The sequence below is a fragment of the Acinetobacter sp. 16 genome, from assembly GCF_033439925.1.
GTDB classification, from domain to species: domain Bacteria; phylum Pseudomonadota; class Gammaproteobacteria; order Pseudomonadales; family Moraxellaceae; genus Acinetobacter; species Acinetobacter junii.
Genome location: NZ_CP137746.1, coordinates 1612242 through 1633860, shown reverse-complemented (window position 1 = coordinate 1633860; position 21619 = coordinate 1612242). Strand labels below are relative to the sequence as shown.

24 protein-coding genes, 1 tRNA gene and 3 pseudogenes are annotated in these 21619 nt (G+C 37.8%); 9 read left to right on the top strand and 19 right to left on the bottom strand.

The window, feature by feature from the left end:
• The first annotated feature begins 334 nt into the window (after nt 1-334).
• Nucleotides 335-1501, top strand: a complete 1167-nt coding sequence (gene metK, locus R2H34_RS08055; protein WP_087540718.1) for a methionine adenosyltransferase — start codon at nt 335-337, stop codon at nt 1499-1501.
• Nucleotides 1502-1551: 50 nt separating this feature from the next.
• Here the strand turns inward: metK and R2H34_RS08050 are convergent, their stop codons facing one another.
• On the bottom strand, nt 1552-1809 hold the full coding sequence (locus tag R2H34_RS08050) for a hypothetical protein (protein WP_004915370.1): 258 nt from the start codon (nt 1807-1809) through the stop codon (nt 1552-1554).
• A 243-nt stretch (nt 1810-2052) separates the two neighbouring features.
• On the opposite strand from R2H34_RS08050, the gene R2H34_RS08045 reads away from it, so the two are divergent.
• Nucleotides 2053-2235: a hypothetical protein gene (locus tag R2H34_RS08045; RefSeq protein ID WP_087541038.1), complete on the top strand. Its 183-nt coding sequence runs from the start codon at nt 2053-2055 to the stop codon at nt 2233-2235.
• A gap of 43 nt (nt 2236-2278) precedes the next feature.
• On the opposite strand, the gene R2H34_RS08040 is transcribed toward R2H34_RS08045, so the two are convergent.
• The 8 genes from R2H34_RS08040 to R2H34_RS08005 all read right to left on the bottom strand — a co-directional run bounded on the left by R2H34_RS08040 (nt 2279) and on the right by R2H34_RS08005 (nt 7806).
• The gene (locus tag R2H34_RS08040) at nt 2279-2842 is read right to left on the bottom strand and encodes an FxsA family protein (RefSeq protein WP_318342546.1); all 564 of its coding nucleotides are present in this window, start codon (nt 2840-2842) and stop codon (nt 2279-2281) included.
• Between the two features lie 188 nt (nt 2843-3030).
• A complete protein-coding gene (locus tag R2H34_RS08035; RefSeq protein WP_042892400.1) occupies nt 3031-3465 on the bottom strand; it encodes an I78 family peptidase inhibitor in 435 nt (144 codons plus the stop codon).
• 151 nt (nt 3466-3616) lie between these two features.
• A protein-coding gene (locus tag R2H34_RS08030) for an IS4-like element ISAba1 family transposase (RefSeq protein WP_100222571.1) occupies nt 3617-4707 on the bottom strand; the annotation gives its coding sequence in 2 pieces (ribosomal slippage) (nt 3617-4167 and nt 4167-4707; 1092 coding nt in all).
• 152 nt (nt 4708-4859) lie between these two features.
• A complete protein-coding gene (locus R2H34_RS08025; protein WP_087541041.1) occupies nt 4860-5129 on the bottom strand; it encodes a hypothetical protein in 270 nt (89 codons plus the stop codon).
• A gap of 16 nt (nt 5130-5145) precedes the next feature.
• On the bottom strand, nt 5146-6300 hold the full coding sequence (locus R2H34_RS08020; RefSeq protein ID WP_318342545.1) for an IS4 family transposase: 1155 nt from the start codon (nt 6298-6300) through the stop codon (nt 5146-5148).
• Nucleotides 6301-6739: 439 nt separating this feature from the next.
• Nucleotides 6740-6958: a cold-shock protein gene (locus R2H34_RS08015; protein ID WP_004915353.1), complete on the bottom strand. Its 219-nt coding sequence runs from the start codon at nt 6956-6958 to the stop codon at nt 6740-6742.
• 375 nt (nt 6959-7333) lie between these two features.
• Nucleotides 7334-7552 (bottom strand): transposase, encoded by a 219-nt coding sequence (locus R2H34_RS08010; RefSeq protein WP_087540801.1) that lies wholly within the window; start codon nt 7550-7552, stop codon nt 7334-7336.
• A 177-nt stretch (nt 7553-7729) separates the two neighbouring features.
• Nucleotides 7730-7806: transfer RNA gene (locus R2H34_RS08005), tRNA-Met, on the bottom strand.
• A 276-nt stretch (nt 7807-8082) separates the two neighbouring features.
• On the opposite strand from R2H34_RS08005, the gene ruvC reads away from it, so the two are divergent.
• Nucleotides 8083-8628, top strand: coding sequence for a crossover junction endodeoxyribonuclease RuvC (gene ruvC, locus R2H34_RS08000; protein WP_039046964.1), 546 nt, complete (start codon nt 8083-8085; stop codon nt 8626-8628).
• A 3-nt stretch (nt 8629-8631) separates the two neighbouring features.
• Here ruvC and R2H34_RS07995 read toward each other — a convergent pair whose 3' ends face one another.
• On the bottom strand, nt 8632-10134 hold the full coding sequence (locus R2H34_RS07995) for an NAD(P)H-hydrate dehydratase (protein WP_087540803.1): 1503 nt from the start codon (nt 10132-10134) through the stop codon (nt 8632-8634).
• A gap of 23 nt (nt 10135-10157) precedes the next feature.
• Here R2H34_RS07995 and queG point away from each other — a divergent pair, with 23 nt between their 5' ends.
• On the top strand, nt 10158-11282 hold the full coding sequence (gene queG, locus R2H34_RS07990; RefSeq protein ID WP_039046965.1) for a tRNA epoxyqueuosine(34) reductase QueG: 1125 nt from the start codon (nt 10158-10160) through the stop codon (nt 11280-11282).
• A gap of 79 nt (nt 11283-11361) precedes the next feature.
• Nucleotides 11362-12351, top strand: a complete 990-nt coding sequence (bioB, locus tag R2H34_RS07985; protein WP_087540806.1) for a biotin synthase BioB — start codon at nt 11362-11364, stop codon at nt 12349-12351.
• A 49-nt stretch (nt 12352-12400) separates the two neighbouring features.
• Here the strand turns inward: bioB and R2H34_RS07980 are convergent, their stop codons facing one another.
• Both R2H34_RS07980 and R2H34_RS07975 read right to left on the bottom strand, forming a co-directional pair.
• Nucleotides 12401-12613, bottom strand: coding sequence for a hypothetical protein (locus R2H34_RS07980; protein WP_004915346.1), 213 nt, complete (start codon nt 12611-12613; stop codon nt 12401-12403).
• 124 nt (nt 12614-12737) lie between these two features.
• Entirely contained in the window at nt 12738-13085 is a 348-nt protein-coding gene (locus R2H34_RS07975; RefSeq protein ID WP_004954754.1) for a hypothetical protein, read from the bottom strand.
• A gap of 474 nt (nt 13086-13559) precedes the next feature.
• On the opposite strand from R2H34_RS07975, the gene R2H34_RS07970 reads away from it, so the two are divergent.
• Both R2H34_RS07970 and R2H34_RS07965 read left to right on the top strand, forming a co-directional pair.
• Entirely contained in the window at nt 13560-14093 is a 534-nt protein-coding gene (locus R2H34_RS07970) for a fimbrial protein (RefSeq protein WP_004961480.1), read from the top strand.
• An 84-nt stretch (nt 14094-14177) separates the two neighbouring features.
• Nucleotides 14178-14531: pseudogene (locus R2H34_RS07965) on the top strand (fimbria/pilus periplasmic chaperone); the annotation flags it as partial.
• A gap of 181 nt (nt 14532-14712) precedes the next feature.
• On the opposite strand, the gene R2H34_RS07960 reads toward R2H34_RS07965, so the two are convergent.
• Together R2H34_RS07960 and R2H34_RS07955 are read right to left on the bottom strand one after the other, a co-directional pair.
• The gene (locus R2H34_RS07960; RefSeq protein WP_042892980.1) at nt 14713-15351 is read right to left on the bottom strand and encodes a glutathione S-transferase family protein; all 639 of its coding nucleotides are present in this window, start codon (nt 15349-15351) and stop codon (nt 14713-14715) included.
• Nucleotides 15352-15366: 15 nt separating this feature from the next.
• Nucleotides 15367-16385: pseudogene (locus tag R2H34_RS07955) on the bottom strand (NADP-dependent oxidoreductase).
• A 143-nt stretch (nt 16386-16528) separates the two neighbouring features.
• On the opposite strand from R2H34_RS07955, the gene R2H34_RS07950 reads away from it, so the two are divergent.
• Nucleotides 16529-17137, top strand: a complete 609-nt coding sequence (locus R2H34_RS07950; RefSeq protein ID WP_039046972.1) for a TetR/AcrR family transcriptional regulator — start codon at nt 16529-16531, stop codon at nt 17135-17137.
• Nucleotides 17138-17358: 221 nt separating this feature from the next.
• Here the strand turns inward: R2H34_RS07950 and R2H34_RS07945 are convergent, their stop codons facing one another.
• From R2H34_RS07945 to R2H34_RS07935, 3 genes are all read right to left on the bottom strand, one after another.
• Nucleotides 17359-17658, bottom strand: a complete 300-nt coding sequence (locus R2H34_RS07945) for a DUF1330 domain-containing protein (protein ID WP_004961451.1) — start codon at nt 17656-17658, stop codon at nt 17359-17361.
• A 3-nt stretch (nt 17659-17661) separates the two neighbouring features.
• Nucleotides 17662-18345: a type 1 glutamine amidotransferase domain-containing protein gene (locus tag R2H34_RS07940; protein ID WP_087540810.1), complete on the bottom strand. Its 684-nt coding sequence runs from the start codon at nt 18343-18345 to the stop codon at nt 17662-17664.
• An 85-nt stretch (nt 18346-18430) separates the two neighbouring features.
• Nucleotides 18431-19588: an iron-containing alcohol dehydrogenase gene (locus R2H34_RS07935; RefSeq protein WP_039046974.1), complete on the bottom strand. Its 1158-nt coding sequence runs from the start codon at nt 19586-19588 to the stop codon at nt 18431-18433.
• Nucleotides 19589-19774: 186 nt separating this feature from the next.
• On the opposite strand from R2H34_RS07935, the pseudogene R2H34_RS07930 reads away from it, so the two are divergent.
• Nucleotides 19775-20109: pseudogene (locus R2H34_RS07930) on the top strand (IS3 family transposase); the annotation flags it as partial.
• An 85-nt stretch (nt 20110-20194) separates the two neighbouring features.
• Here the strand turns inward: R2H34_RS07930 and R2H34_RS07925 are convergent.
• Together R2H34_RS07925 and fghA are read right to left on the bottom strand one after the other, a co-directional pair.
• A complete protein-coding gene (locus R2H34_RS07925) occupies nt 20195-20497 on the bottom strand; it encodes a putative quinol monooxygenase (protein WP_136695447.1) in 303 nt (100 codons plus the stop codon).
• 240 nt (nt 20498-20737) lie between these two features.
• Nucleotides 20738-21568, bottom strand: coding sequence for an S-formylglutathione hydrolase (fghA, locus tag R2H34_RS07920; RefSeq protein ID WP_125318858.1), 831 nt, complete (start codon nt 21566-21568; stop codon nt 20738-20740).
• Nucleotides 21569-21619: the final 51 nt, after the last annotated feature.

Here is a 21619-nt window from a genome sequence, read left to right as displayed (position 1 = left end):
TTTCAAAAACTGCGACTATTGTCTTAAAAAAACAAGATGGGGTAAAGTGCAATACACGATATTTCTTATATTTTGATCATTCAAATACAATTCTTTATGTAAATGTTCACCGTGTAAACAACATGTAAAATACAATCAGTCAAATATGAAAATTTACAATTCAGAAAAACTTTATTAATTAAAGCATTAATATTAGTTTTACTTATACACATATCAATAAAAACATGATGAAAATGAAATAATTTCATGCTTTTTAGTCAGCTTGTGCTAGTCCTATACGCCAAGTCGATGTAACATACTCTGTCTTTTTGAAAATAACCATGATAGGACGTTCATGCGCGAGTATGCTGTTTTTACTTCAGAATCTGTAAGCGAAGGTCATCCAGACAAAATGGCTGACCAAATTAGTGATGCTATTTTAGATGCAATCCTAAAAGAAGACCCGTATGCGCGTGTCGCTTGTGAAACATTAGTAAAAACAGGCGCTGTTGTTCTTGCTGGTGAAATTACGACTACAGCAAACGTGGACTTTGAAGCGATTGTACGTCAAACAGTTAACGGAATCGGTTATCATCATTCTGATTTAGGTTTTGATGGCTCTACATGTGCTGTCATCAACATGATTGGTAATCAGTCACCTGAGATTGCTCAAGGTGTTGACCGTCAAAAACCAGAAGATCAAGGTGCTGGCGACCAAGGCTTGATGTTCGGTTACGCAAGCCGTGAGACAGATGTTCTTATGCCTGCACCTATTTCATACGCTCATCGCCTCATGGAACGTCAAGCAGAATTACGTCGTTCAGGTGCTTTACCTTGGTTACGTCCAGATGCAAAAAGCCAAGTTACATTTGCTTATGAAAATGGTATGCCAGTTCGTTTAGATGCAGTTGTCTTATCAACTCAGCACGATCCTGAAATCAGCCAAGCTCAGTTAAAAGAAGCAATTATCGAAGAAATTATTAAACCAATTATTCCTGCTGAAATGTTTCATGCTGAAACCAAGTTCCACATCAATCCTACAGGTATGTTTGTGATTGGTGGTCCTGTAGGTGACTGTGGTTTAACTGGTCGTAAAATTATTGTTGATACATACGGTGGTATGGCTCGTCATGGTGGTGGTGCTTTCTCTGGTAAAGACCCATCAAAAGTAGACCGCTCTGCAGCTTATGCTGGACGTTATGTTGCGAAAAATATCGTTGCTGCAGGTCTTGCTGACAAATGTGAAATTCAAGTCAGTTATGCAATTGGTGTTGCAGAACCTACTTCTATTTCAATTAATACATTTAATACAGGCAAAGTATCAGATGAGCTTATTGTTCAGCTAGTACGTGAACATTTTGACTTACGTCCGTATGGTATTACGCGTATGTTGAATCTAATTCAACCGATGTATAAGCAAACTGCAGCATATGGTCACTTCGGTCGCGAAGGTTCTGACACTGCATTTACATGGGAAAAGACAGATAAAGTTCAGATCCTTAAGGATGCTGCTGGACTTTAAACCCACACATAAAAAAGCTCGCATGATGCGAGCTTTTTTATTCCCCCCTTTTAATTTCCCGAATTCATATTGTCTTGCTTTAAAACTTCAAAAATAGAAGTATTTTGAACAGGCTGCTCTTCTTGATGATGTTGCGAATACATATGCGCAAGCTTCACAATAACAACTACAGCCAAACATGCTGCCACACAGAACATCCAAAGCCCATATGGACTCCTAATGTGTTGCGAACCGCAATGTGGACATTCTTTATCAGTTGAAGCAACAACCTTGTCACAGCATGCACAATGATATTGATATAACATCATTTTTCCTCCCGATTGTTATTTTTTATTTTCTTTTTACAACAATTTTTACCGTCGCACTTTTATCCTATGAGAAATAAATCAAGATTTCAATCTTGATTTATGACCGTACCAGCTCATTTAACAAAAAAAATATGTCATTTTTATGAAATCATTACAATCGAGGTAAATTCAGTAATTAGGTATTATTTTGATCTTTCACATAATTTTGCTAAAATATTGGGCTAGGATCAAAGAGTAAATATCATGACTCAATTAATTACTAAAGGTGGATTTCGCGAACGAGCAAATCGCAGTAGAAAATACAAACAATCAGAAAATCAAGTTACGACATTAGCTCCGATACTATATAAAAAAACTGCTGAAACACAAAATCTATCTGAAAATTTAGAACAAAGCACAGATACAGATACAAGCAAACAAAAATAAAAAGCACGCTTTAGAAGAGCGTGCTTTTTTAAAAAATTACAACTTAGTTTACATCTTTAAATTCGATTTTCTTTTGATCTGATTTCACTTCTCTCGCTTCACCATCAATAATGGTTGAATCACGGTATTGACTACCGCCCTGTTGATTTTGCATTTCTTGCATTTGGCGCATCAAATCAGCAAAAGGATTTTGTCCAGCAGCTCCGCCGCCTCCCATACCACCCATCATTTGATCCATCATCGCTTGCTGACGTTTGGCCATTGTTTTCATCAAAGCATTACGAAAAGCTGTTTGTACAGAAGGAAACAACACCAATAAAGCAAGTACATCAGAAATAAATCCTGGAATCATTAAAAAGAAACCAGACATTGCTAATGCAAGTTTCTTAGTAACAGCAGGATCTGAGCCTAATTGCCCTGTCATTTGCATCTGCTGCAATTGAGGCATGATATTAGCAGTGCTAGAGCGAACAAGGTTTAAACCAATAAAGAAAGCAAACACAAACCAGAAGAAGACATACCACATACTTCCAACGAGGTCACCCACGCCAATCCATACTAAAACCTCAGCAATAGTACCTAAAACCACGATAAGAAGTAGATTCATCTCAAATCTCAAAAAATAAAAAACTTGTGTCAGCTCAATTGATCATTCTTACATATTAATCAATACGAACTCAATAAATTAAGATATGGGTACAATTTCGAATTTATCAAGTTTTACGGCTTACTCTATTTTCAGAAACACTCTCATCTGAAGACATTCAAGATGAGAGCTTATATTTTTTATAAATATTAGCCGCAGCTCGCATTTAAGATTTTCTTAGAGCTTGGGTCTATCGTAACAGTAACTCGATTTTCACGATAATCCATTGTTACAGGCTGATTTGGTGCAACTGTGCGAACAATTTCTGATTGAGTTTTTTGTTTAATTTGTTGATCACTTAACCCAGACTGACCAATTAATTTTTGAACCTCTTCCGCATCGCATTTAGGTTGATTTGCTCTAAAAAGCTCCCACTCTTCTACAACTTTACCATTCGGTAATTTACAGTATCCGACCTGACCATTCGCTTCATTTCTAATTTCTAATTGCCCACCTTGCTCAATACAATATTGGCTGGCTGGATTAGGCATACCAATTTTAGGAGGAGACACATCTTTATTTGGAGTAGATGAGCATGCTGATATTGAAAGGAATACCGTACAGATGATGAATAACTTTTTCATAAAATTAAATTCTTATGTGTAAAAAATTAAAGATATCAAAAAAATTTAGAAATTATGTCGATGATTTGAAACAGAAAAATAGTTTGAATATTTGTAGGATTTTAGCTCAGCAATACAACTTATTAAAAAAAATCTTTGTACACGACAAATTTCACAGAACCCTTATCCTATCAGGATTCTGCTTTCTTAAAATTGCCAAAATTTCCTTAAACTCTTCTTTTTTCCCAAAACCAATTAAACGCTGAATCGCCATTTGAACATAGTCTAAACCATAGCGAAATAAACTCATTGAGAGTCGTCCATGCTTCTTTATTATTATCGCTTTTTTTTGATTATGTTGCCATTCACCCGTTAAGTAACACCAACAGAAGCTTATAGCTAACACCGCAATCAATTTTTTCACTCGTCTAGGGTCTGTCAAGCGCGTATTTTCAAGATTAAACCCGCGTCCTTTGAGACAACTGAATAAGGTTTCAATTTCCCAGCGTAATGCATAATCCTGAATAGCATTGGCATTAAACTGAGGAGAAACGACGAGTAAAAGCTCTCCATTTTCTAACTGTAGTGCACTTATATATAGTTTCACCCGACCAACCAAAATCCGTCGTTTACGACATTCAATTTGACCAACTTTAAGATGGCGAAATAAATCACTAATTTTATGATTCTTTCCTAAATGATTGGTGACAATGAAGTTTTTTTAACACGAATGCAGAAGTTGATGTCTTGTTCAATTAACCATGTAAACCACTGCTCACCGATAAACTCTCTGTCTGCGAACACATTCACAATACGGTCTTTACCAAAAATGGCTATAAAGCGTTGAATCAAAGCAATACGCTCTTTCGTATCTGAATTTCCACGTTTATTAAGCAATGTCCAAAGGATAGGTATCGCTATTCCACGATAAACGATTGCGAGCATCAGGATATTAATATTTCGTTTTCCCCATTTCCAATTGGTTCTATCTAAAGTCAGTTGCACTTGGTCGAATGAAAACATATTGAAAATCAACTGAGAAATTTGACGATAATCAAAATACTGACCTGCAAAGAAGCGCTGCATACGTCGATAAAATGATTGTGGTAAGCACTTGATGGGCAAGGCTTTAGATGCAGAAGAAAGATTACATGTTTGCTTTAAAATGATCACAAGCATGATGAGCGCAAAGCACTTTAAATGTGACTTGTTCCATTTTAGAGATTTGTTTAAGATAAGATATAACTCATTGAGATGTGTCATAGTATTCGTCGTTAGAAAACAATTATTGTGACATTATTTCAATGAGTTATCTATTTTTGTCGTGTACAGAGAAAAAAAATATACTTTAGATGTATTTATGATCTATGCCATTCAAAGTTCATTCTTACCAGGCTAAAGTTTCTAAATTATCTCTACTGGATAATGATGTATTCAAGCCTAATCGCTTGATCAACCAAATAATGCGTCTTTATTTGATAAAAAAAAGGCCGAGTATTAATCCACTCATCCATCTCTAGAAGTGCAAGCGTGTAACCAGCAATAGCAGAAAAATCTTTTGTTTCTATGGCATCCATAGGCTTATCCTTTTTTATAAAGCCTATCACATAGCAAACACGGTCAGGAAGATAAAATTTTTCCTCAACAGTCACTTTCATAACGCATAAAAAAGCACCCTTAGGCACTGCTGTCCCACAAATATCACAAGAAGAACCTCAATTGAGGTTCTTCTTGTTTTCGCCATTTTTTATCAGGCACAAAGAGTGACCTTAAAAGTTTCCTTTCAAATAAATTGACCTGAATAATTCTCAGTAAACGCTGAACACTCCATCCTTCTTGTGCCATGTGTTTAGCAAAGTTCACCAGCAAATAGGCAATTAATGCAATCCATATTTGCGTTTGTATCGCATTGCGGCTTCGACCTAGAAATGACTTCAGTTTTAAATTCTGCTTGATGGCTTTAAAGAATAACTCAATCTTCCAGCGGTCTTTATAAATTGCAGCAATGGTGGATGCTGCCAGATGAAAGTTGTTGCTCAGAAATTCGAATGTTCTTTTCTTATCTGTATCATAAAACTCTATACGTCTTAATAATTCAGGTGCGCCTCTTTTCTTGGCATGCGCACTGCTCAATTCAATACATTCATCCGCAATAATCCCTTTAGTCTCTAATACGCTGCGGCTTGATTTAACTTGATAAACTGTCTTTGGGCGTAGCCGGGTTACAAAGCTGACGTTCTGAAGTGTCAACTGAGCAAACCATTGATAATCAACATATCCTTTATCAAAGACGATAATGCTGCCAGCAGGAAATTTAAATGCTCCGCCTTGCACCATATCATTTTCAATACCATCCCCAAGCGCTACAAATTCAGGAATGGTATTGCTGTGATTTAAGCCAACACTGAGTTTAATACTGGCTTTGGATTCATGCACTTTTGCCCATTCGCACAATGACAGTGAAAGATCAATATGACTGGCATCTAGTGAATACAGCGGATTTTTGAATCTAAATTTATGTGCAGTTTTAGAGTTTTCACAGCGCTGAAGCAGCTGTGTGAACAATTGCTGATACAGGCTGGCGGGCTGTTCTTCGTTGAGTCTTGCTAAGGTGCTTCGCGCAATTCTCTTCGCGCCAAGATGATAGAGCTTTTCCTGCTGGGATTCGAGATTGGATTGAATGTCTCTTAAGCTTTGCCGACAAGAAAGTTGGGACATCAATATGGCAACAAACTGATCCCAGCGGGTGGCTGATCTTAATTTTTGCCCAGAGTGGTGCAGTTTAGCCAGACGTTCAAAATCTTGTCTTAAAATGGGTTTAAGTAATTGATGAAATACGGTATTCTGATGTGACAAAACCTGAGTCCTTTATAGTTAAAGTGTTTGTTTGCACTCATATTTTAACTATTTAGACTCAGGTTTTTTTATTTAAAGCAAACTATGGGACAGTAGTGACCCTTAGGTGCTTTTTAATTACAAACTTGTTACTAGCAAGACAACAAAGCTAAATAACAATGTCCCTAATGATCTTTTACACTGCACGTGAACTTCATGTTCAAACCCTTGAGTGTATTGCTCTATGTTATCCATAACCGCATACTCATCAAATGTACGCTACTCTTTAATCTGCCGAAATAATCGTCGAATTGAAATTAGCAAAAAGTCGTAGAGCATGCAATACTTTTTACCATTGGGCTTAAACAATTAATTTAGCAGAAGAAGAAATTTGATAGATTTATGGTTTTTTTACCATAAAAAAAGCCCACCAAAGTGAGCTTTTTTCTGCGGCATACTATTAGTTTTGAGCAACTACAGTAATACCAGTTGCTTGTGGGCCTTTTTTGCCTTGAGCAACAGTAAATGACACGCGTTGTCCTTCATGAAGAACTTTGAAACCATTGCTTTGGATTTCGCTAAAATGAGCAAAAACATCTTGTCCAGAATCAGCATGGATGAAACCAAAACCTTTAGTTTCGTTGAACCATTTAACTGTACCAGTCGCAGTGTTAGACATATCTTTAACCTATTTAAAAAATTCGGGATGCTTAGCAGCAAATAACTTGGAGTAATAAAACTTTGAGACTAAAATCTGATAAAACGAGAGGTTTAACTAAACTACGAAATTAAAGATTTGCTGAATCAACAGTGTTATTCTTCTAGTTAAGAACCACTATACACGAGTTTGCTTTTTACAAGCAATAAATATCTGCTTATTTATATAGATAATTTTCAATTATTATTTATAAAATTAGATTTTTTATATTTAACTATTGAATTATAAGGATTTTATATTAATAAAAAACTAAAAAAACAATTGTAACTAAGGGGATAATCCAATAAAGCCCAACCTAAAAATGTAACAATATTTCTATGTTAGGCTCAAATATGACTAATTTAGTCGATACAACTGGTTTGGTGATGTATAAAAACTTCTACCATCAAGATTAAAGTCAATTTCTTGACCAGATTGTAAAAGGATTTTTTTTCCTACCTCAACCCATTTAAAGCCATTAAGCGTGCTTTGCTGACGTTTGAGGGGAATAATTTGTACATTAATTTCATTGCCATTTGTGGCAGTGGCAATATGCCATTCATTGATAATTTTCAAAACTTAAATACTCATGACTGAGCTCAAGTGACAACTTGGATTTACTACAACACTAGGTAAGGAAACAGAGCATAACTAGGATTTAATAATAATTTTAGCTTTTTAGGTTTATTTCAGCTAACTCGTTACTGTTTAAGAAAACAACAACGTTTTTATAGATCACAGAGCAAAATAAATTGGATGCGGGGGTTGGATTTGAACCAACGACCTTCGGGTTATGAGCCCGACGAGCTACCAGACTGCTCCACCCCGCATCAGCGAGTTAGCTTTATACGCCCTTAGCTAATTTAATGCAAACTTTTTCTCCATAAATCTTTAAAAACTAAAATACTTGCTCATATTTAATACAAAAAAGGAAATTCTTTACGTCATTCAAATAATTCAAACAAATTTTTTAAATCACACTCCTACTAGTCAAAATCTTTTAAATCGACTCTTTAAATGACTGAAATTTTTATCCAACAAAAAATTGTACAAGGCAAAAGGCTATATGTAACAATATCAACATTCTTTTATTTTTATAGTGCTGCATGTCACTCATTATTGGTATTGATCCTGGTTCACGCTTAACAGGTTACGGAATTATTGAAAAGGACGGTAATATGCTACGCTTTGTCGATGCGGGCACCATTCGTACAGAAACACAAGAAATGCCTGAGCGTTTAAAAAGAATTTTCGCTGGTATTGAGCGTATCGTTAAATTTCACGGTCCTACCGAAGCTGCTGTTGAACAAGTATTTATGGCTCAAAATCCTGATTCAGCTTTGAAACTCGGTCAGGCACGCGGTGCTGCGATTGCCGCCTTGGTGAATTTAGACTTACAAGTAGCTGAATACACAGCACGTCAGATTAAACAGTCTGTGGTTGGTTATGGTGCAGCCGAAAAAGAACAAGTCCAAATGATGGTGATGAAACTACTTAACCTTACTATTCAACCGCAAGCCGATGCAGCCGATGCTCTAGCTGCTGCTATTTGCCATGCCCACGCTTCGGGAAGTATGAGCAAAATGGCTGTTTTAAATGCATTAGGCGGGATGGCTCGTGGACGCAGTCGTTCGAGTAGTAGAAGACGTTAAGATTTACTGATTTACAACTTGATAAATTACCTTCCCCATTTCATGTGCTTGCAAGCCTCTAATCCCTTGTTCAGCGAGTAAATCTCCTGCTTGTGCATGTAAGCTGACAATTTCATGTAATGCGACTTGCTCATGAAATTGCGCTTTTAGACTCGCAATCATGCCTGCCAGTACATCCCCCATTCCACCCGTTCCCATCCCCGCATTACCTTGAGTGCAAATCCATAATTGATCATCTAATGTCAGACTCCCTGCACCTTTAAGCACCCATTGTCCTGCATATTTTTGTTGTAGCTGATAAATCGCGGCAATTCGATCTTGTTCAATATCTGCTGCTTTACAACCCAACAAAGTTGCTGCCTCACCTGAATGTGGAGTTGCATAAACATGTGCACTTAATTGCTGCGGATATCGTGCCAAAAACCATAATCCATCAGCATCCAATACAACTTCTAAATGTGAATTTTTATTAAGTAAATCAAACCATAATTGATAGATATTTTCAGCCCATTCATCTCGTCCTAAACCCATTCCAAAACAGACTGCGTCGACTTGTGCTAATAAATGTTGAATAAGCCCTTGATCAAGCCCATTAATATCTCTCACCATAATATTAGGTGAACGCGCTAGAATTGCTTGATGATGTTTAGAATGGCAAACCACTGTAACTTTGCCTGCACCAGCATGAAAAGCAGCTTCAGCAGACATAATGACTGCCCCCCCCATATCGGCGTGTCCACCGACGACTAGCACATGTCCATAACTTCCTTTATGACCAAAGGCTTTGCGCTTCGGTAAAGCAATTCGTTCAGGAGATAAATAAGCAAGTGGTTTTAATTCTGCATCAATTGGGATCAAGCTGACTAAATGCAGTTTTCCCACATACTCCTTGCCTTGACCTGTAAACAATCCAGCTTTATATCCCAATAGGGTAAAAGTTTGATCTGCTTCTGTTGAACAAGGTAAAGCCTGACCAGTATCAGCATGAATTCCACTAGGAATATCAACTGACACTTTGAAACCTGTTTGCAGATTATAGAGGTGAATAATATTTTGCCATTTTTGATCCAGCATTCGATTTAATCCGATCCCAAATAAAGCATCTATATGACAATCGAATATGGGTAAGTCTTGGTTTATCTCATGTTCAGACAATAAATAGTCAATTGTTTGTGTATCAACTTGTTGGCTTTGTGCGTAATGAAATGCCTGTTGTAAATCCTCAGAATGACCTAGCTCTGTAGCAAACATGGTTACTTTAAATCCCTGCTGCTTTAAAAATGCAGCTATATAATAGCCATCACCTGCATTATTGCCCTGACCACACCAGACCGCGATATGGTTAATTTTTTTAGCTAGAAATTGTTTATTTAAGTTTTGCGCTATTGTCCAAGCTGCTTGCTGCATTAAACCTAAAGAAGAATTCCGTTGAGCAAACCATCGACGCTCCCATGCTTGTATACTTTGACTATCATAAACTTTGCTATGGTAAACTGATCGGTGCATGATTTTCTCCTTATTATTGGTTTATGGCTTCCACTTCCTCATCTCACAACACTTCTCAAAAGATTGAGATTCAGCAGCTTGATCCTCAAGAACTTAAAACATGGATAAAAGCACAAGCTTTGGAATTGGGTTTTTCTGATTGTGTCATTGCCAAACCAGATGCTCAAGATCAAATGCCGAGATTTAAAGAATATTTAAAACGCGGCTATCATGCTGACATGCACTATTTAGAGGAAAACCTAGATAAACGAGCCGACCCAACTTTGCTCGTGCCAGGCACAAAAAGTATTATCTGTGTGCGTATGAACTATCTTGTAGCATCGCCAAAGCCCCGTTATGTACCATTTGAACCAAATTCAGCCATTATCGCACGTTATGCACGTGGTCGTGATTATCACAAAGTTATGCGTGGTCGACTTAAAACTTTAGCTACACGCATCAAAGAAAAAGTTGGAGATTTCGAATCACGTCCATTTGCTGATTCAGCACCAATTTTTGAAAAATCCCTTGCAGAAAGTGCAGGTATGGGTTGGACAGGGAAACATACTTTACTCATTCATAAAAAATCAGGTTCCTTTTTTGTTTTAGGTGAGTTATTTACTTCACTCGATCTACCTTTTGATCAACCTGCGACAGCACATTGTGGCTCATGTACAGCGTGTATTGATATCTGCCCTACACAAGCGATTGTTGAACCTTATATGTTAGATGCTCGAAAATGTATTGCATATCTAACCATTGAATATAAAGGCATAATCCCAGAAGAATACCGCGCTGGAATTGGTAATCGAATTTTTGGTTGTGATGATTGTCAGTTAATTTGCCCCTGGAATGGCTTTGCTAAAACAGCCACAATTCCTGATTTTGATCCAAGACATAGTTTAGACAATATTAGCTTGCTCGATATTTGGCAGTGGGATGAAGCTACATTTTTAGCCAATACTGAAGGCAGCCCTATACGTCGCACAGGGTATCAATCATTTAAACGTAATATTGCAATCGGACTTGGAAATGCGCCATACTCGAATGAAATCGTTGCTAAGTTGCAAGAGGCAAAACCTTGGCACGATGAGATTGTAAACGTACATATTGATTGGGCAATTCAACAACAATTGCGACAACCAATTGTCCATCACATAGAAAAATGATGTTTTTTGCCCTTTGGCTTTGGCATGATTTCTGTATGATTAATCTCAATCTTTGTAATCAATCATCATGGATATAACAATGACCCTACGTAATGACTGGACTCGTGATGAAATCCAAGCCTTATATGATCAACCTTTTTTAGATTTAGTATTTGAAGCACAACGCGTTCATCGTCAACATTTCCAACCAAATACCATTCAAGTAAGCACACTACTTTCAATCAAAACAGGTAAATGTCCTGAAGACTGTAAGTATTGCTCTCAATCTGCTCATTACGATTCTAAATTAGAAGCGGAAAAACGCATTGCTGTTGATAAAGTTATTCGTGAAGCTATTTCAGCAAAAGAATCTGGTTCTTCACGTTTTTGTATGGGTGCTGCTTGGCGTAATCCACATGAACGTGATATGCCTTATGTTCTCGAAATGGTTCGTGAAGTAAAAGCATTAGGTTTAGAAACTTGCATGACTTTGGGGATGTTAAACCAATCTCAAGCAGAGCGCTTAAAAGATGCTGGTTTAGATTACTACAACCACAACCTTGATACTTCTCGTGAATATTATTCACACATCATCAGTACACGTAGTTTTGATGACCGTTTAAATACACTTGATCACGTGCGTCAGGCTGGGATGAAAGTTTGTAGTGGTGGGATTGTTGGTCTAGGTGAAACTCGTAATGACCGTATTGGTTTATTACATGAGCTTTCTACTATGCCCGTTCACCCTGAATCAGTACCAATTAACATGCTTGTTCCAATTGAAGGTACTCCGCTTGCAGATGTAGAAAAGTTAGATGTTACTGAATGGATTCGTACTATTGCTGTTGCACGTATTATTATGCCTCACAGTTATATCCGTTTATCTGCTGGACGTGAATCCCTCAGTGATTCTGATCAAGCCTTAGCATTTATGGCTGGAGCAAACTCTTTGTTCTCTGGTGATAAATTACTAACAACACCAAACGCTGGTGAAGGTAAAGATCAAGTCTTATTTGCTAAATTAGGTTTAACTGCTGAAAAACCTAAACCAACGGTGGCAGAACTCTCTATAGATGCAATGAGTGCATAAAATATAAAAACCTTGTCAATCGACAAGGTTTTTTTCTGTACTGTTGAGATTAGATCGAAGTAACTAAAATTCCATATTTTGCATTTAGAAACATACCTTGACGAATAATGTCTACGCCAGCAGCATGCGTTACGGATAATTCCTGTGTATGTACATCAAAATGAAATGAATCAAAAATATCTTGATGTTGCATAAGCCAAAAAATTGTATTGGCAATATTTTCATCAACCGTATAAGTGTCAGAATTGAAGTCTTTATTCATGAGATTCAATATTTTCAACAAAATTAAAAATATCATAACGAATAAATTTACTTAAAACAGCTATATAAAAAAACACTTAACCGAAGGAGATTCATGGTTAAGTGTATCAAGAGGAATTTCTAGATTATGCAGCTTGAGGACTAATAAGACTTTGTCCTGACTTCAAGCTGATCATCGCTTTAGCATTAAACTCTAAGGTTAAAACATGGTTATCAAGATGAACATGATATGCGTGAATTAATGGCTGCTGCCCTTCATCTGTCTCAAGCATGTATTCATCGGCGATATTTAAAATACCTTCAAGATTTGTTGTACTCGAAGCTCGGTCATGACTGAACAAGTCATAAATCGTTTGTAAGTTAAAGCTTGTGATCAATTCTTGAGGATGATTTTTAATATAACTTTCAAGAAATAAAACAAATTTATGAGCAAAAAAATAGTAGTTCGGTTTATGAGTATAAAGCATATTCATTGAAAACTCCTTAGCTGATTTTTCATCTAATCATGACTAAAACACTAAGAATTGAATCTTAAAAAATTCTTAAAACAAGTTAGGTGTTTTTGTAATCTATGTATTTTCCCCACCTATATTTAGATTTTTTAAAAATAAGCTGAACTGATTTTTTATAGTTATTGATAAGAAAAAATGAACAATGCGATCAAAAAAAAATCAAACAATCTGATTTTAATCACAAAACTTAACAGTCACCCCAAGATTATTTAAATAAAATTCACTTAATAATGAAAGTTTATTAATAAAAACTAATAAATAAACAATAGGTTATTCAAATTATAACAATTGATAAATTTAAGTATTTAATTTATGTGACGAAGTTTGCATTTTTATAATGAATGGTATATTTCGCGCATTACTTGTTCAGCGCAAGAATTTAACTGGAAAAGTAATCTAATTCAAACTTTTAGCTGATGTATTAGAGAAATCATTATGAAAAAACTTGCTTTGATCGCTGCACTTTCAGTTGTAGGCATCGCAAACGCTCAAGCTGCTGACGGCACAATTACAATCAATGGTCTAGTAACTGACAAAACTTGTACTATCAATACTCCTGCTGGTAAAGACTTTACTGTTACACTTCCAACAGTTTCTAGACAAACTTTAGCAAATGCTGGCGATGTTGCAGGTCGTACTCCATTCCAAATCAACTTAAAAGATTGTTCAGAAGGTAAAGTTGCAACTTACTTCGAACCAGGTGCAACTGTTGACTTCAACACTGGTCGTTTAATCAACCAAGCTACTGCTGGTGCTCAAAACGTTGATGTTCAATTATTAGGTAGTAACAACCAAGTGATTCCAGTTTTAGCTGCTGGCGCTAGCGGTGCTCAAGCTAATTCTCAATGGGTTGATGTTGTTGACGGCGGTACTGCCGACTTGAACTACTATGCTGAATACTACGCAACTGGTGCATCTACAGCTGGTGAAGTAACGACAAACGTTCAATATACAATTATTTATCAATAATTATTGATCGCTGAGTTTCTATGTTTCAGAACATAGAAACTCTTTCATTTTTATAATCTTCCGCTTTTTCAGAGAATGTAAAACATGTCATTTCACGGTTGTAATTTTTTGTCTGGCTTAGCACTCTGTTCGATGATTGCCACAGCTTCGCACGCAGAAATTGTTATTCATGGTACACGTGTCATTTATCCTTCTGATGCCCGTGAAGTAACATTACAACTTAGTAACAATGGCTCTAAACCTGCTCTGGTCCAAGCTTGGATTGATGAAGGTGATCCTAAAAGTACTCCTGATCAATCAAAAGTACCTTTCATGATTACACCACCTATTTCACGTGTTGAAGCGACAAAAAGTCAGACGCTCAGAATTACAGCTCTGCCAAATGCCTCTACGTTAAATCAACAACAAGAATCTGTACTCTGGTTAAACGTACTAGAATAGACGAAATTTGTCTAGGAGAGTGGTGGCAGTCCAAATGGTAATTCCTTATCTTTAAAATAGAGAACGCCCGATGAAATTCATTAGGCGTTTACTTAAATATATGTCAGCTTATTTTTTAACTAGATGTACTTGTCAAGCACGATTCTTTTTCTAAATTGCCTTTAAAAAATCAATCTTGCTATTTTTGACTTTTCACACCATTTTGTTCAATTTGTACTGCGGCTTGCCAGCTAGGTAGTTGGCTTAAACCTGCTACATAACGTTGGATATGCGGATAATTTTCACCTTGTCCCATATGATGAACTAAAGCATGTAGTCCAAAGCCCATCATAAAGTCAGCACCGGTTAAACGGTCTGCCACTAGAAATTCTTTATCTTTTAAATATTCATTTAAATAGCTAAATACTTTATCGAACTCAACTTGAGTATAATTTTCTAGAAATACCAACTTCGTACCCTGCTTGGTTTCTATCGCATTAAACGTTTTTAACAAAAATGGCAGCATGGCAGAGCTTTCTGAGAAATGAATCCACTGTAGATAATCGACATAGGTAGGTTCATCCATATCTGGTGCTAAATGCGGCGCAAGTTGCTGAATTAATAACTCAACGATTGCGCCTGACTCTGCAATAACTTTGCCATCCCATTCCAATACTGGAGATTTCCCTAAAGGATGGATGGTTTTTAAAGATTCAGGGGCCAAATGCGTGCTTGAGTCACGATAATAGCGTTTCAGCTCATAGGGCTGCTTGATTTCTTCAAGTAACCACAAGATACGAAAAGAACGTGATTGATCTAAATGATGTAGTGTAATCATGATAATTCCTATTTTTTAAATCTTTACAAAGACTTTGCCAAAGTTTTCGCCTTTCAACATACCATTGAAAGCATTGATTGTGTTATCTAAACCTTGCACCATATGCTCTTTATATTTGATTTTTCCGTCTTTCAACCATTCAGACATTTGCTGATTAAATTGCGGATACTGACTGCCATAATCATCAAAAATAATAAAGCCTTGCATGCGAATACGCTTTTTTAAAAGGGTGGAAATAAAGCCCGGTAAACGGTCTGGCCCTTGTGCCTGCTCGGTAGCGTTATACTGGGAAACCACACCACACACCGGTACACGTGCCGCAGAGTTAAGCAATCGCCATACCGCATCAAACACTTTACCCCCCACATTCTCATAATAAATATCAATACCGTTGGGAGCTGCTTGTTGTAATTGTTCTGCAAAATTTTCATCATGATGATTGATACAAGCATCGAAGCCGAGTTTTTCTACTGCATAACGGCATTTTTCAGCCCCACCTGCGACGCCAACCACGCGACAACCTTTAAGTTTGCCAATCAGTCCAACCGTAGCACCAACAGGTCCCGTTGCAGCTGCAACGACTAAAGTTTCACCGGCTTTAGGCTGACCAATGTCCAACAACCCCATATAAGCAGTAAATCCTGGCATTCCCAAAATACCCAATGCCCAAGATGGATGTTCAGGTTGCATACCTAAGCTTTGACAGGCAGACCCTTAGAAATTGCGTAGCCCTGCTAGCCATTTCCGGAAAGAACCCACTCGCCTTCTTTAAATTTTGGGTTTTTAGAGGCCACCACTTGACTGACTGTTCCACCGACCATCACTTCGCCAATTTCAACCAGTGCTGCATATGAAGGAGCATCACTCATGCGACCACGCATATAAGGATCGAGTGACAAGTAAATGGTTTTTAACAATATCTCGCCTTATTTAAGTTCATTGAGCTCAACTTGTTCAATACGAAAATCGCTGTGTTTTGGCTCACCCACTGGCCGTTTAGCTAAAACGATGCGTTGATTAATAACTGTTTTCACACATATAACTCCATGTTTTATTTAAAAGTATTTCGCTTCACAACCAAAAACTATGATTAAAATTTCTTTACATCCATTGTAGATGAGTTATAATAAAAAACAATACGACTGGTCTATTTTTTACAATAGAGTAAATAATTAATATGAAGCCTACTCCTATTAAAAAGTCTGAAGCAAAACGCTTACACATTCTTAACACCAGTTCTGACCTGATTTTGCATAAAGGTTTTAGCGGTTTGGGATTACAAGAAATTTTACAAAGCTGCGAGATCCCTAAAGGTTCATTTTATCATTACTTCAAATCTAAAGAGTCTTTCGGCTGTGAGTTGGTAAAGTATTATGTAGATAATTACCAACGCCGTTTAGATGAACTATGGCGTAGCGACCAATCCGCTTATCAAAAACTAATCGGGTATTTTAACCTATGGATTGAAGATCCTGATGCGCCGTGTAGTTGGGCAGATAGCTGTCTAATTGTAAAACTTGCTGCAGAAGTCGCTGACCTATCTGAAGATATGCGCGCTATTATGTCCGCTGGCGTCGATAAGGTAATCAAGCGGATTGCTGAAATCATCGTTTTGGGCAAACAAGATGGGTCTATCCAAGCAGAGACTGATGCCTTGACGGTAGCCCAAGTGACTTACCAAATGTGGATGGGCGCGGCGTTACTAAGTAAGCTGCAAAAAGATAAAACACCATTACATCAAGCGCTAAAAGCGACAGCGTTTTTATTAAAAAGTGGAAAGTCTTAAAAGTTAGCTTTGCTGGCTTAATCTCACTAACTTAACCTTAGTAACTTAGCTTCACTATCTTGGCTTCACGACAATGATGGCCGCAAAAATTGTCATAGCAGCCCAATCATGATGTATGACTGGGCTACTATGACATTAATTAGATAACAATGCGTATCGCTCATGTACTAACTTGTAGGTTGGCACATCTGATAGCGATGCTTTTTCTTAAAGTGCTTTTTTTAAATAGCGTCTTCAACACCTTCAATGATAAAGGCACGATAATTTGCCCCTTTTAGGCGATGTTGTAATGCTTCTTGATAGATGGGACTGTGATACCAGTCTCGCGCGGCTGCCATATCAGGAAAGCGTAGAATAACAGCGCCTTCAATTTCATTGCCTTCAAGCACTTCTAATTGACCATAAAAAGCCAAGGGTGTTAGCTCACGACCTTCACGAGCAAGCGGCGCCTTTTGTGCATATTGCGCCAGTTCCTCAGCGTCCGTAGTTTGCTCACGGGTAAATACCACATACGCAGACATGGGCTACTCCTTATTTAACAATTCAAGGAGTGCACTGGCGGTTGCAGCAGAAGAAGCAGGATTTTGTCCAGTAATGAGTAAGCCATCTACTTGGACATACACTTGCCAGTCACCCGCTTTAGAATAATGACCACCTTTTTCTTTGAGCATATCTTCGACTAAAAACGGTACAACTTCGGTCAATCCTACCGCTTCTTCTTCAGTATTGCTAAAACCTGTCACAGATTTACCGCTGACCAAAGGCTTGCCATCACTGGTTTTTACATGACGAAGAACACCTGGGGCGTGACAAACTGTCGCAACAGGTTTTCCTGACTCAATCGCTTGTTCAATCAGAGCAATTGAAATCGGATCTTCTGCTAAATCCCACAATGGGCCATGCCCGCCTGGATAAAACACTGCATCATAATCAGCGATAGAAATTTCGCTAAGTTTATGGGTCTGTGCCAATGCTTGCATTGCCACGGGATCTGCTTCAAAGCGATGCGTGGTTTCAGTTTGTGCTTCTGCTAAATTACTTTTTGGGTCTAGCGGTGGCTGCCCACCTTGAGGCGACGCTAGGGTAACTTCAACACCCGCATCAATAAAGGTGTAATACGGCGCCGCAAGTTCTTCCAACCAAAAACCTGTTTTCTTACCAGTATTGCCGAGTTGATCATGTGAGGTTAAAACGATTAAAATTTTCATGTTATTTCTCCGATAATTTTCAGGATTGAGGAGCATTGTTGCATGATCACTTGCCGTGTGGCGTGAGCATGCCAGATCAGCTTATTTAGATGCTCGTCGTGAGAATTTCACGACTGATCTCTAATGAAACATTTTTATGTTCGCCTAGCTGTGTAAGATTGTGTGATTTAAGTTGCGTAATGATGATCTCAATATCTGTCTCCCCCAGTCCATAATCGCTAAGACGAGTCGGCAATCCAAGTTGCTCAAAGAAGGCTCGAGTACGAGCAATAACAGTATCAATACGTTGTTCTTCATCACCTTCGACAATCTGCCAGACACGAGCTGCATACTGTAGTAATTTTTCTCGTTTCTCTTGACGACGCACTTGTAGATTGGCGGGCAACACAATGGCCAAGGTACGAGCATGATCAATACCATGTAAAGCCGTGAGCTCATGCCCAATCAAATGGGTTGACCAATCTTGTGGTACACCAGCTCCAATTAGCCCATTCAGTGCCATGCTAGCAGCCCACATCAAATTTGCACGCGTGTCATAATCTGCTGAATCGTCCAAGATTTTCGGTCCAATCTCAATCAGAGTTTGCAATAGACCTTCGGCAAAACGATCTTGTACTTGTGCATTCACAGGGTAAGTTAAGTACTGTTCCATGACATGAACAAATGCATCGACCACGCCATTTGCTAACTGGCGCGTCGGCAAGCTAAAAGTTTTATTCGGATCCAATACGGAAAATTGCGGAAAAACATAGGGGCTGCTAAATGACAATTTGGCTTGGGTCGATTTTCTGGTGACTACCCCACCGCTATTCATTTCTGAACCAGTTGCCGGAAGGGTGAGTACACTCGCAAAAGGCAAAGCTTGAGTAATCTTAGTACCATGAGTTTCTAAAATCTCCCATGTATCCCCTGTATAATTGACTGCTGCTGCAATAAATTTAGTACCATCAATTACCGATCCACCACCGACAGCCATCAAGAAATCTATCTTTTGTTCTCGAATCAGCTCTACAGCTTTCATGAGGGTTTCATAACTCGGATTCGGCTCAATTCCGCCAAATTCATGAATTTCTCTTGCACCTAATGCTTCACGCACTTCAGCTAAAGTACCATTCTTACGTGCACTTTCACCACCAAATAACATTAATACTTTTGCATCTGTAGGCACATAGTCATTGATTTTAGCTATTGTATCGCCACCAAAAATAATGCGGGTCGGATTATAAAAGTTAAAATTCAGCATATTTTTATCCTAGGATGATCAGCTAATTGATTTGAAAAACCACCGTTATTCATCAAATAAACTTTAAAAAATTGGACAATACTGCGGCTTTTGACTGCACCATGTGCTAACTATACATAAAAATAGACCAGTCGTCTATTTTTTATAAAAAAATTATTTTAGCTTGCCGACTTGAGTGATGGTTAAACACATTCAGGCTTGTTCTATACCACTTTGATTATTGATTTATTTTCACGAGCGATTGTTGGATGGAAGGTATCAACACGTATGACTATTGACATGGTCGTGAACGCATTGGCTGAAACAGTGAATGGCTCATACAAAATAGCAATGATTAAATATTTTAAAAGCAGATTGGCACGGTTTAGCAGATGTACAAATGCGACAGTAAATTAGATAGATTGGTTCAATATAAAGCATGTAAATAGTTGCATTCGTTTATTTACCCTGCCCTGTTTTGGATATTGACCCATTTAAATGATGAGATTAAGCCATTAAATAAAGTAGCCCAACTTGAATAAAAAGCCTCTGACAAACCCCACAGGGTTGAAGTGCTGCCTTTCATTCAAAATTTCAGGCAGCACCCTCATACATTTAAGCGTCGGTTTAACCTGGTAGTTTACTCGCCAAAACATCTACTTTCTCAATAGACGGTGGCGCTGAAAATAGATCATCGGCCTGAGCCATCAAAGCAGCTGCAACCTTGCCAGATAAATGTGCTTGGCGACCCGCCTCATCAGGAAATGCATCAAAAATACCAAATGTTGTAGGTCCAAGACGTAGGCCAAACCACGCAACTGTCGCAGGTTCTTCCATTACAATAGGTAAACCGCCTTTAAGGAAAGCTTCCACTTCGTCTTCTTTACCTGGTTTAGCTTCAAGACGGACATATAAAGCTGTTTTAAGCATGACTAAAACTCCATTATTGATTAAAATTAAAACTCATTCTGACATTGCTAATGTATGCATGTCAGAAAGTTTTGTTGTACAAAGGTTAAAAACAATTTTCCATAGCTGAGCCAAAATCTGAGTTTTCATTTCGACATAATGCTATGAATTTATTCAAGTTAATATCATTAACATTTGAATCAAAAAATATTGCTCAAGTAGCATTCAAGAACAACATGTACATCCTTATAACTATGAAAGTTATTTAGCTAGGAATTTGCTGTGAAACTCTATATGTTTCTCTATAAAGCTCGCAATGAAGTAATAGCTATGGTCATACCCTTCTCTTAGGTTAAGTGTAAGAGGATATTCTTGTTCCAAACAAATATCACTAAGAAGCTTTGGTCTTAACTGTTCTTCAAGAAAATCATCAGCTGTTCCCTGATCGACTAAAATAGGTAAATGAAATTCAGCGTTTTTGATTAATTCAATCGCATCATAGCTTTTCCATAAAGTTTCGGTTTCACCTAGGTAGTGTGTAAAAGCCTTTTTCCCCCAAGGTACTTGGCTAGGTGCAACAATTGGTGCAAAAGCAGAAATACTTTTATACAGCTCAGGGTTTTTTAACCCAATGACTAATGCACCATGACCACCCATGCTATGCCCCATAATGCTTTGGACTTGGTTGGTCGGAAAATTCAGGTCAATCAGATTTCTAAGCTCTTCCACAATATAATCATACATTTTGAAATGCTGTGACCACGGTGCTTGTGTTGCATTCACATAGAATCCTGCGCCTTGGCCTAAATCATAATCTGCATGATCTGGTACATCCTCTCCACGTGGGCTGGTATCTGGTGCAACAATAATGACTTTATGTTCAGCCGCATATTTTTGTGCTCCGGCTTTAGTAATAAAGTTCTGTTCGTTGCAAGTCAGTCCTGATAACCAATATAAAACTGGCAACCGCTCATCTTTGTCATGAGGTGGCAGATATATTGAGAATTTCATTGAACAGTTTAATGCTATTGACTGATGGCGATACACTTCTTGCGATCCACCAAAAGAAGCATGTTTCTCAATTATTTCCATAATCAATTACCTATGTTGAGCAAGATTTCATGAGAAATCGAGTAAACAAAG

Bases quoted from the DNA above. Each gene is read 5' to 3' on its own strand.
- R2H34_RS07975 (WP_004954754.1), bottom strand. From the start codon at position 13,085: ATGAATATGCTTTATACTCATAAACCGAACTACTATTTTTTTGCTCAT.
- R2H34_RS07960 (WP_042892980.1), bottom strand. From the start codon at position 15,351: ATGATTACACTACATCATTTAGATCAATCACGTTCTTTTCGTATCTTG.
- R2H34_RS08050 (WP_004915370.1), bottom strand. From the start codon at position 1,809: ATGATGTTATATCAATATCATTGTGCATGCTGTGACAAGGTTGTTGCT.
- metK (WP_087540718.1), top strand. From the start codon at position 335: ATGCGCGAGTATGCTGTTTTTACTTCAGAATCTGTAAGCGAAGGTCAT.
- R2H34_RS07935 (WP_039046974.1), bottom strand. From the start codon at position 19,588: ATGCTGAATTTTAACTTTTATAATCCGACCCGCATTATTTTTGGTGGC.
- R2H34_RS08040 (WP_318342546.1), bottom strand. From the start codon at position 2,842: ATGAATCTACTTCTTATCGTGGTTTTAGGTACTATTGCTGAGGTTTTA.
- R2H34_RS07970 (WP_004961480.1), top strand. From the start codon at position 13,560: ATGAAAAAACTTGCTTTGATCGCTGCACTTTCAGTTGTAGGCATCGCA.
- R2H34_RS07925 (WP_136695447.1), bottom strand. From the start codon at position 20,497: ATGCTTAAAACAGCTTTATATGTCCGTCTTGAAGCTAAACCAGGTAAA.
- fghA (WP_125318858.1), bottom strand. From the start codon at position 21,568: ATGGAAATAATTGAGAAACATGCTTCTTTTGGTGGATCGCAAGAAGTG.
- R2H34_RS08045 (WP_087541038.1), top strand. From the start codon at position 2,053: ATGACTCAATTAATTACTAAAGGTGGATTTCGCGAACGAGCAAATCGC.
- R2H34_RS07995 (WP_087540803.1), bottom strand. From the start codon at position 10,134: ATGCACCGATCAGTTTACCATAGCAAAGTTTATGATAGTCAAAGTATA.
- R2H34_RS08035 (WP_042892400.1), bottom strand. From the start codon at position 3,465: ATGAAAAAGTTATTCATCATCTGTACGGTATTCCTTTCAATATCAGCA.
- R2H34_RS07980 (WP_004915346.1), bottom strand. From the start codon at position 12,613: ATGAATAAAGACTTCAATTCTGACACTTATACGGTTGATGAAAATATT.
- R2H34_RS07940 (WP_087540810.1), bottom strand. From the start codon at position 18,345: ATGAAAATTTTAATCGTTTTAACCTCACATGATCAACTCGGCAATACT.
- R2H34_RS08015 (WP_004915353.1), bottom strand. From the start codon at position 6,958: ATGTCTAACACTGCGACTGGTACAGTTAAATGGTTCAACGAAACTAAA.
- queG (WP_039046965.1), top strand. From the start codon at position 10,158: ATGGCTTCCACTTCCTCATCTCACAACACTTCTCAAAAGATTGAGATT.
- ruvC (WP_039046964.1), top strand. From the start codon at position 8,083: ATGTCACTCATTATTGGTATTGATCCTGGTTCACGCTTAACAGGTTAC.
- R2H34_RS07950 (WP_039046972.1), top strand. From the start codon at position 16,529: ATGAAGCCTACTCCTATTAAAAAGTCTGAAGCAAAACGCTTACACATT.
- bioB (WP_087540806.1), top strand. From the start codon at position 11,362: ATGACCCTACGTAATGACTGGACTCGTGATGAAATCCAAGCCTTATAT.
- R2H34_RS07945 (WP_004961451.1), bottom strand. From the start codon at position 17,658: ATGTCTGCGTATGTGGTATTTACCCGTGAGCAAACTACGGACGCTGAG.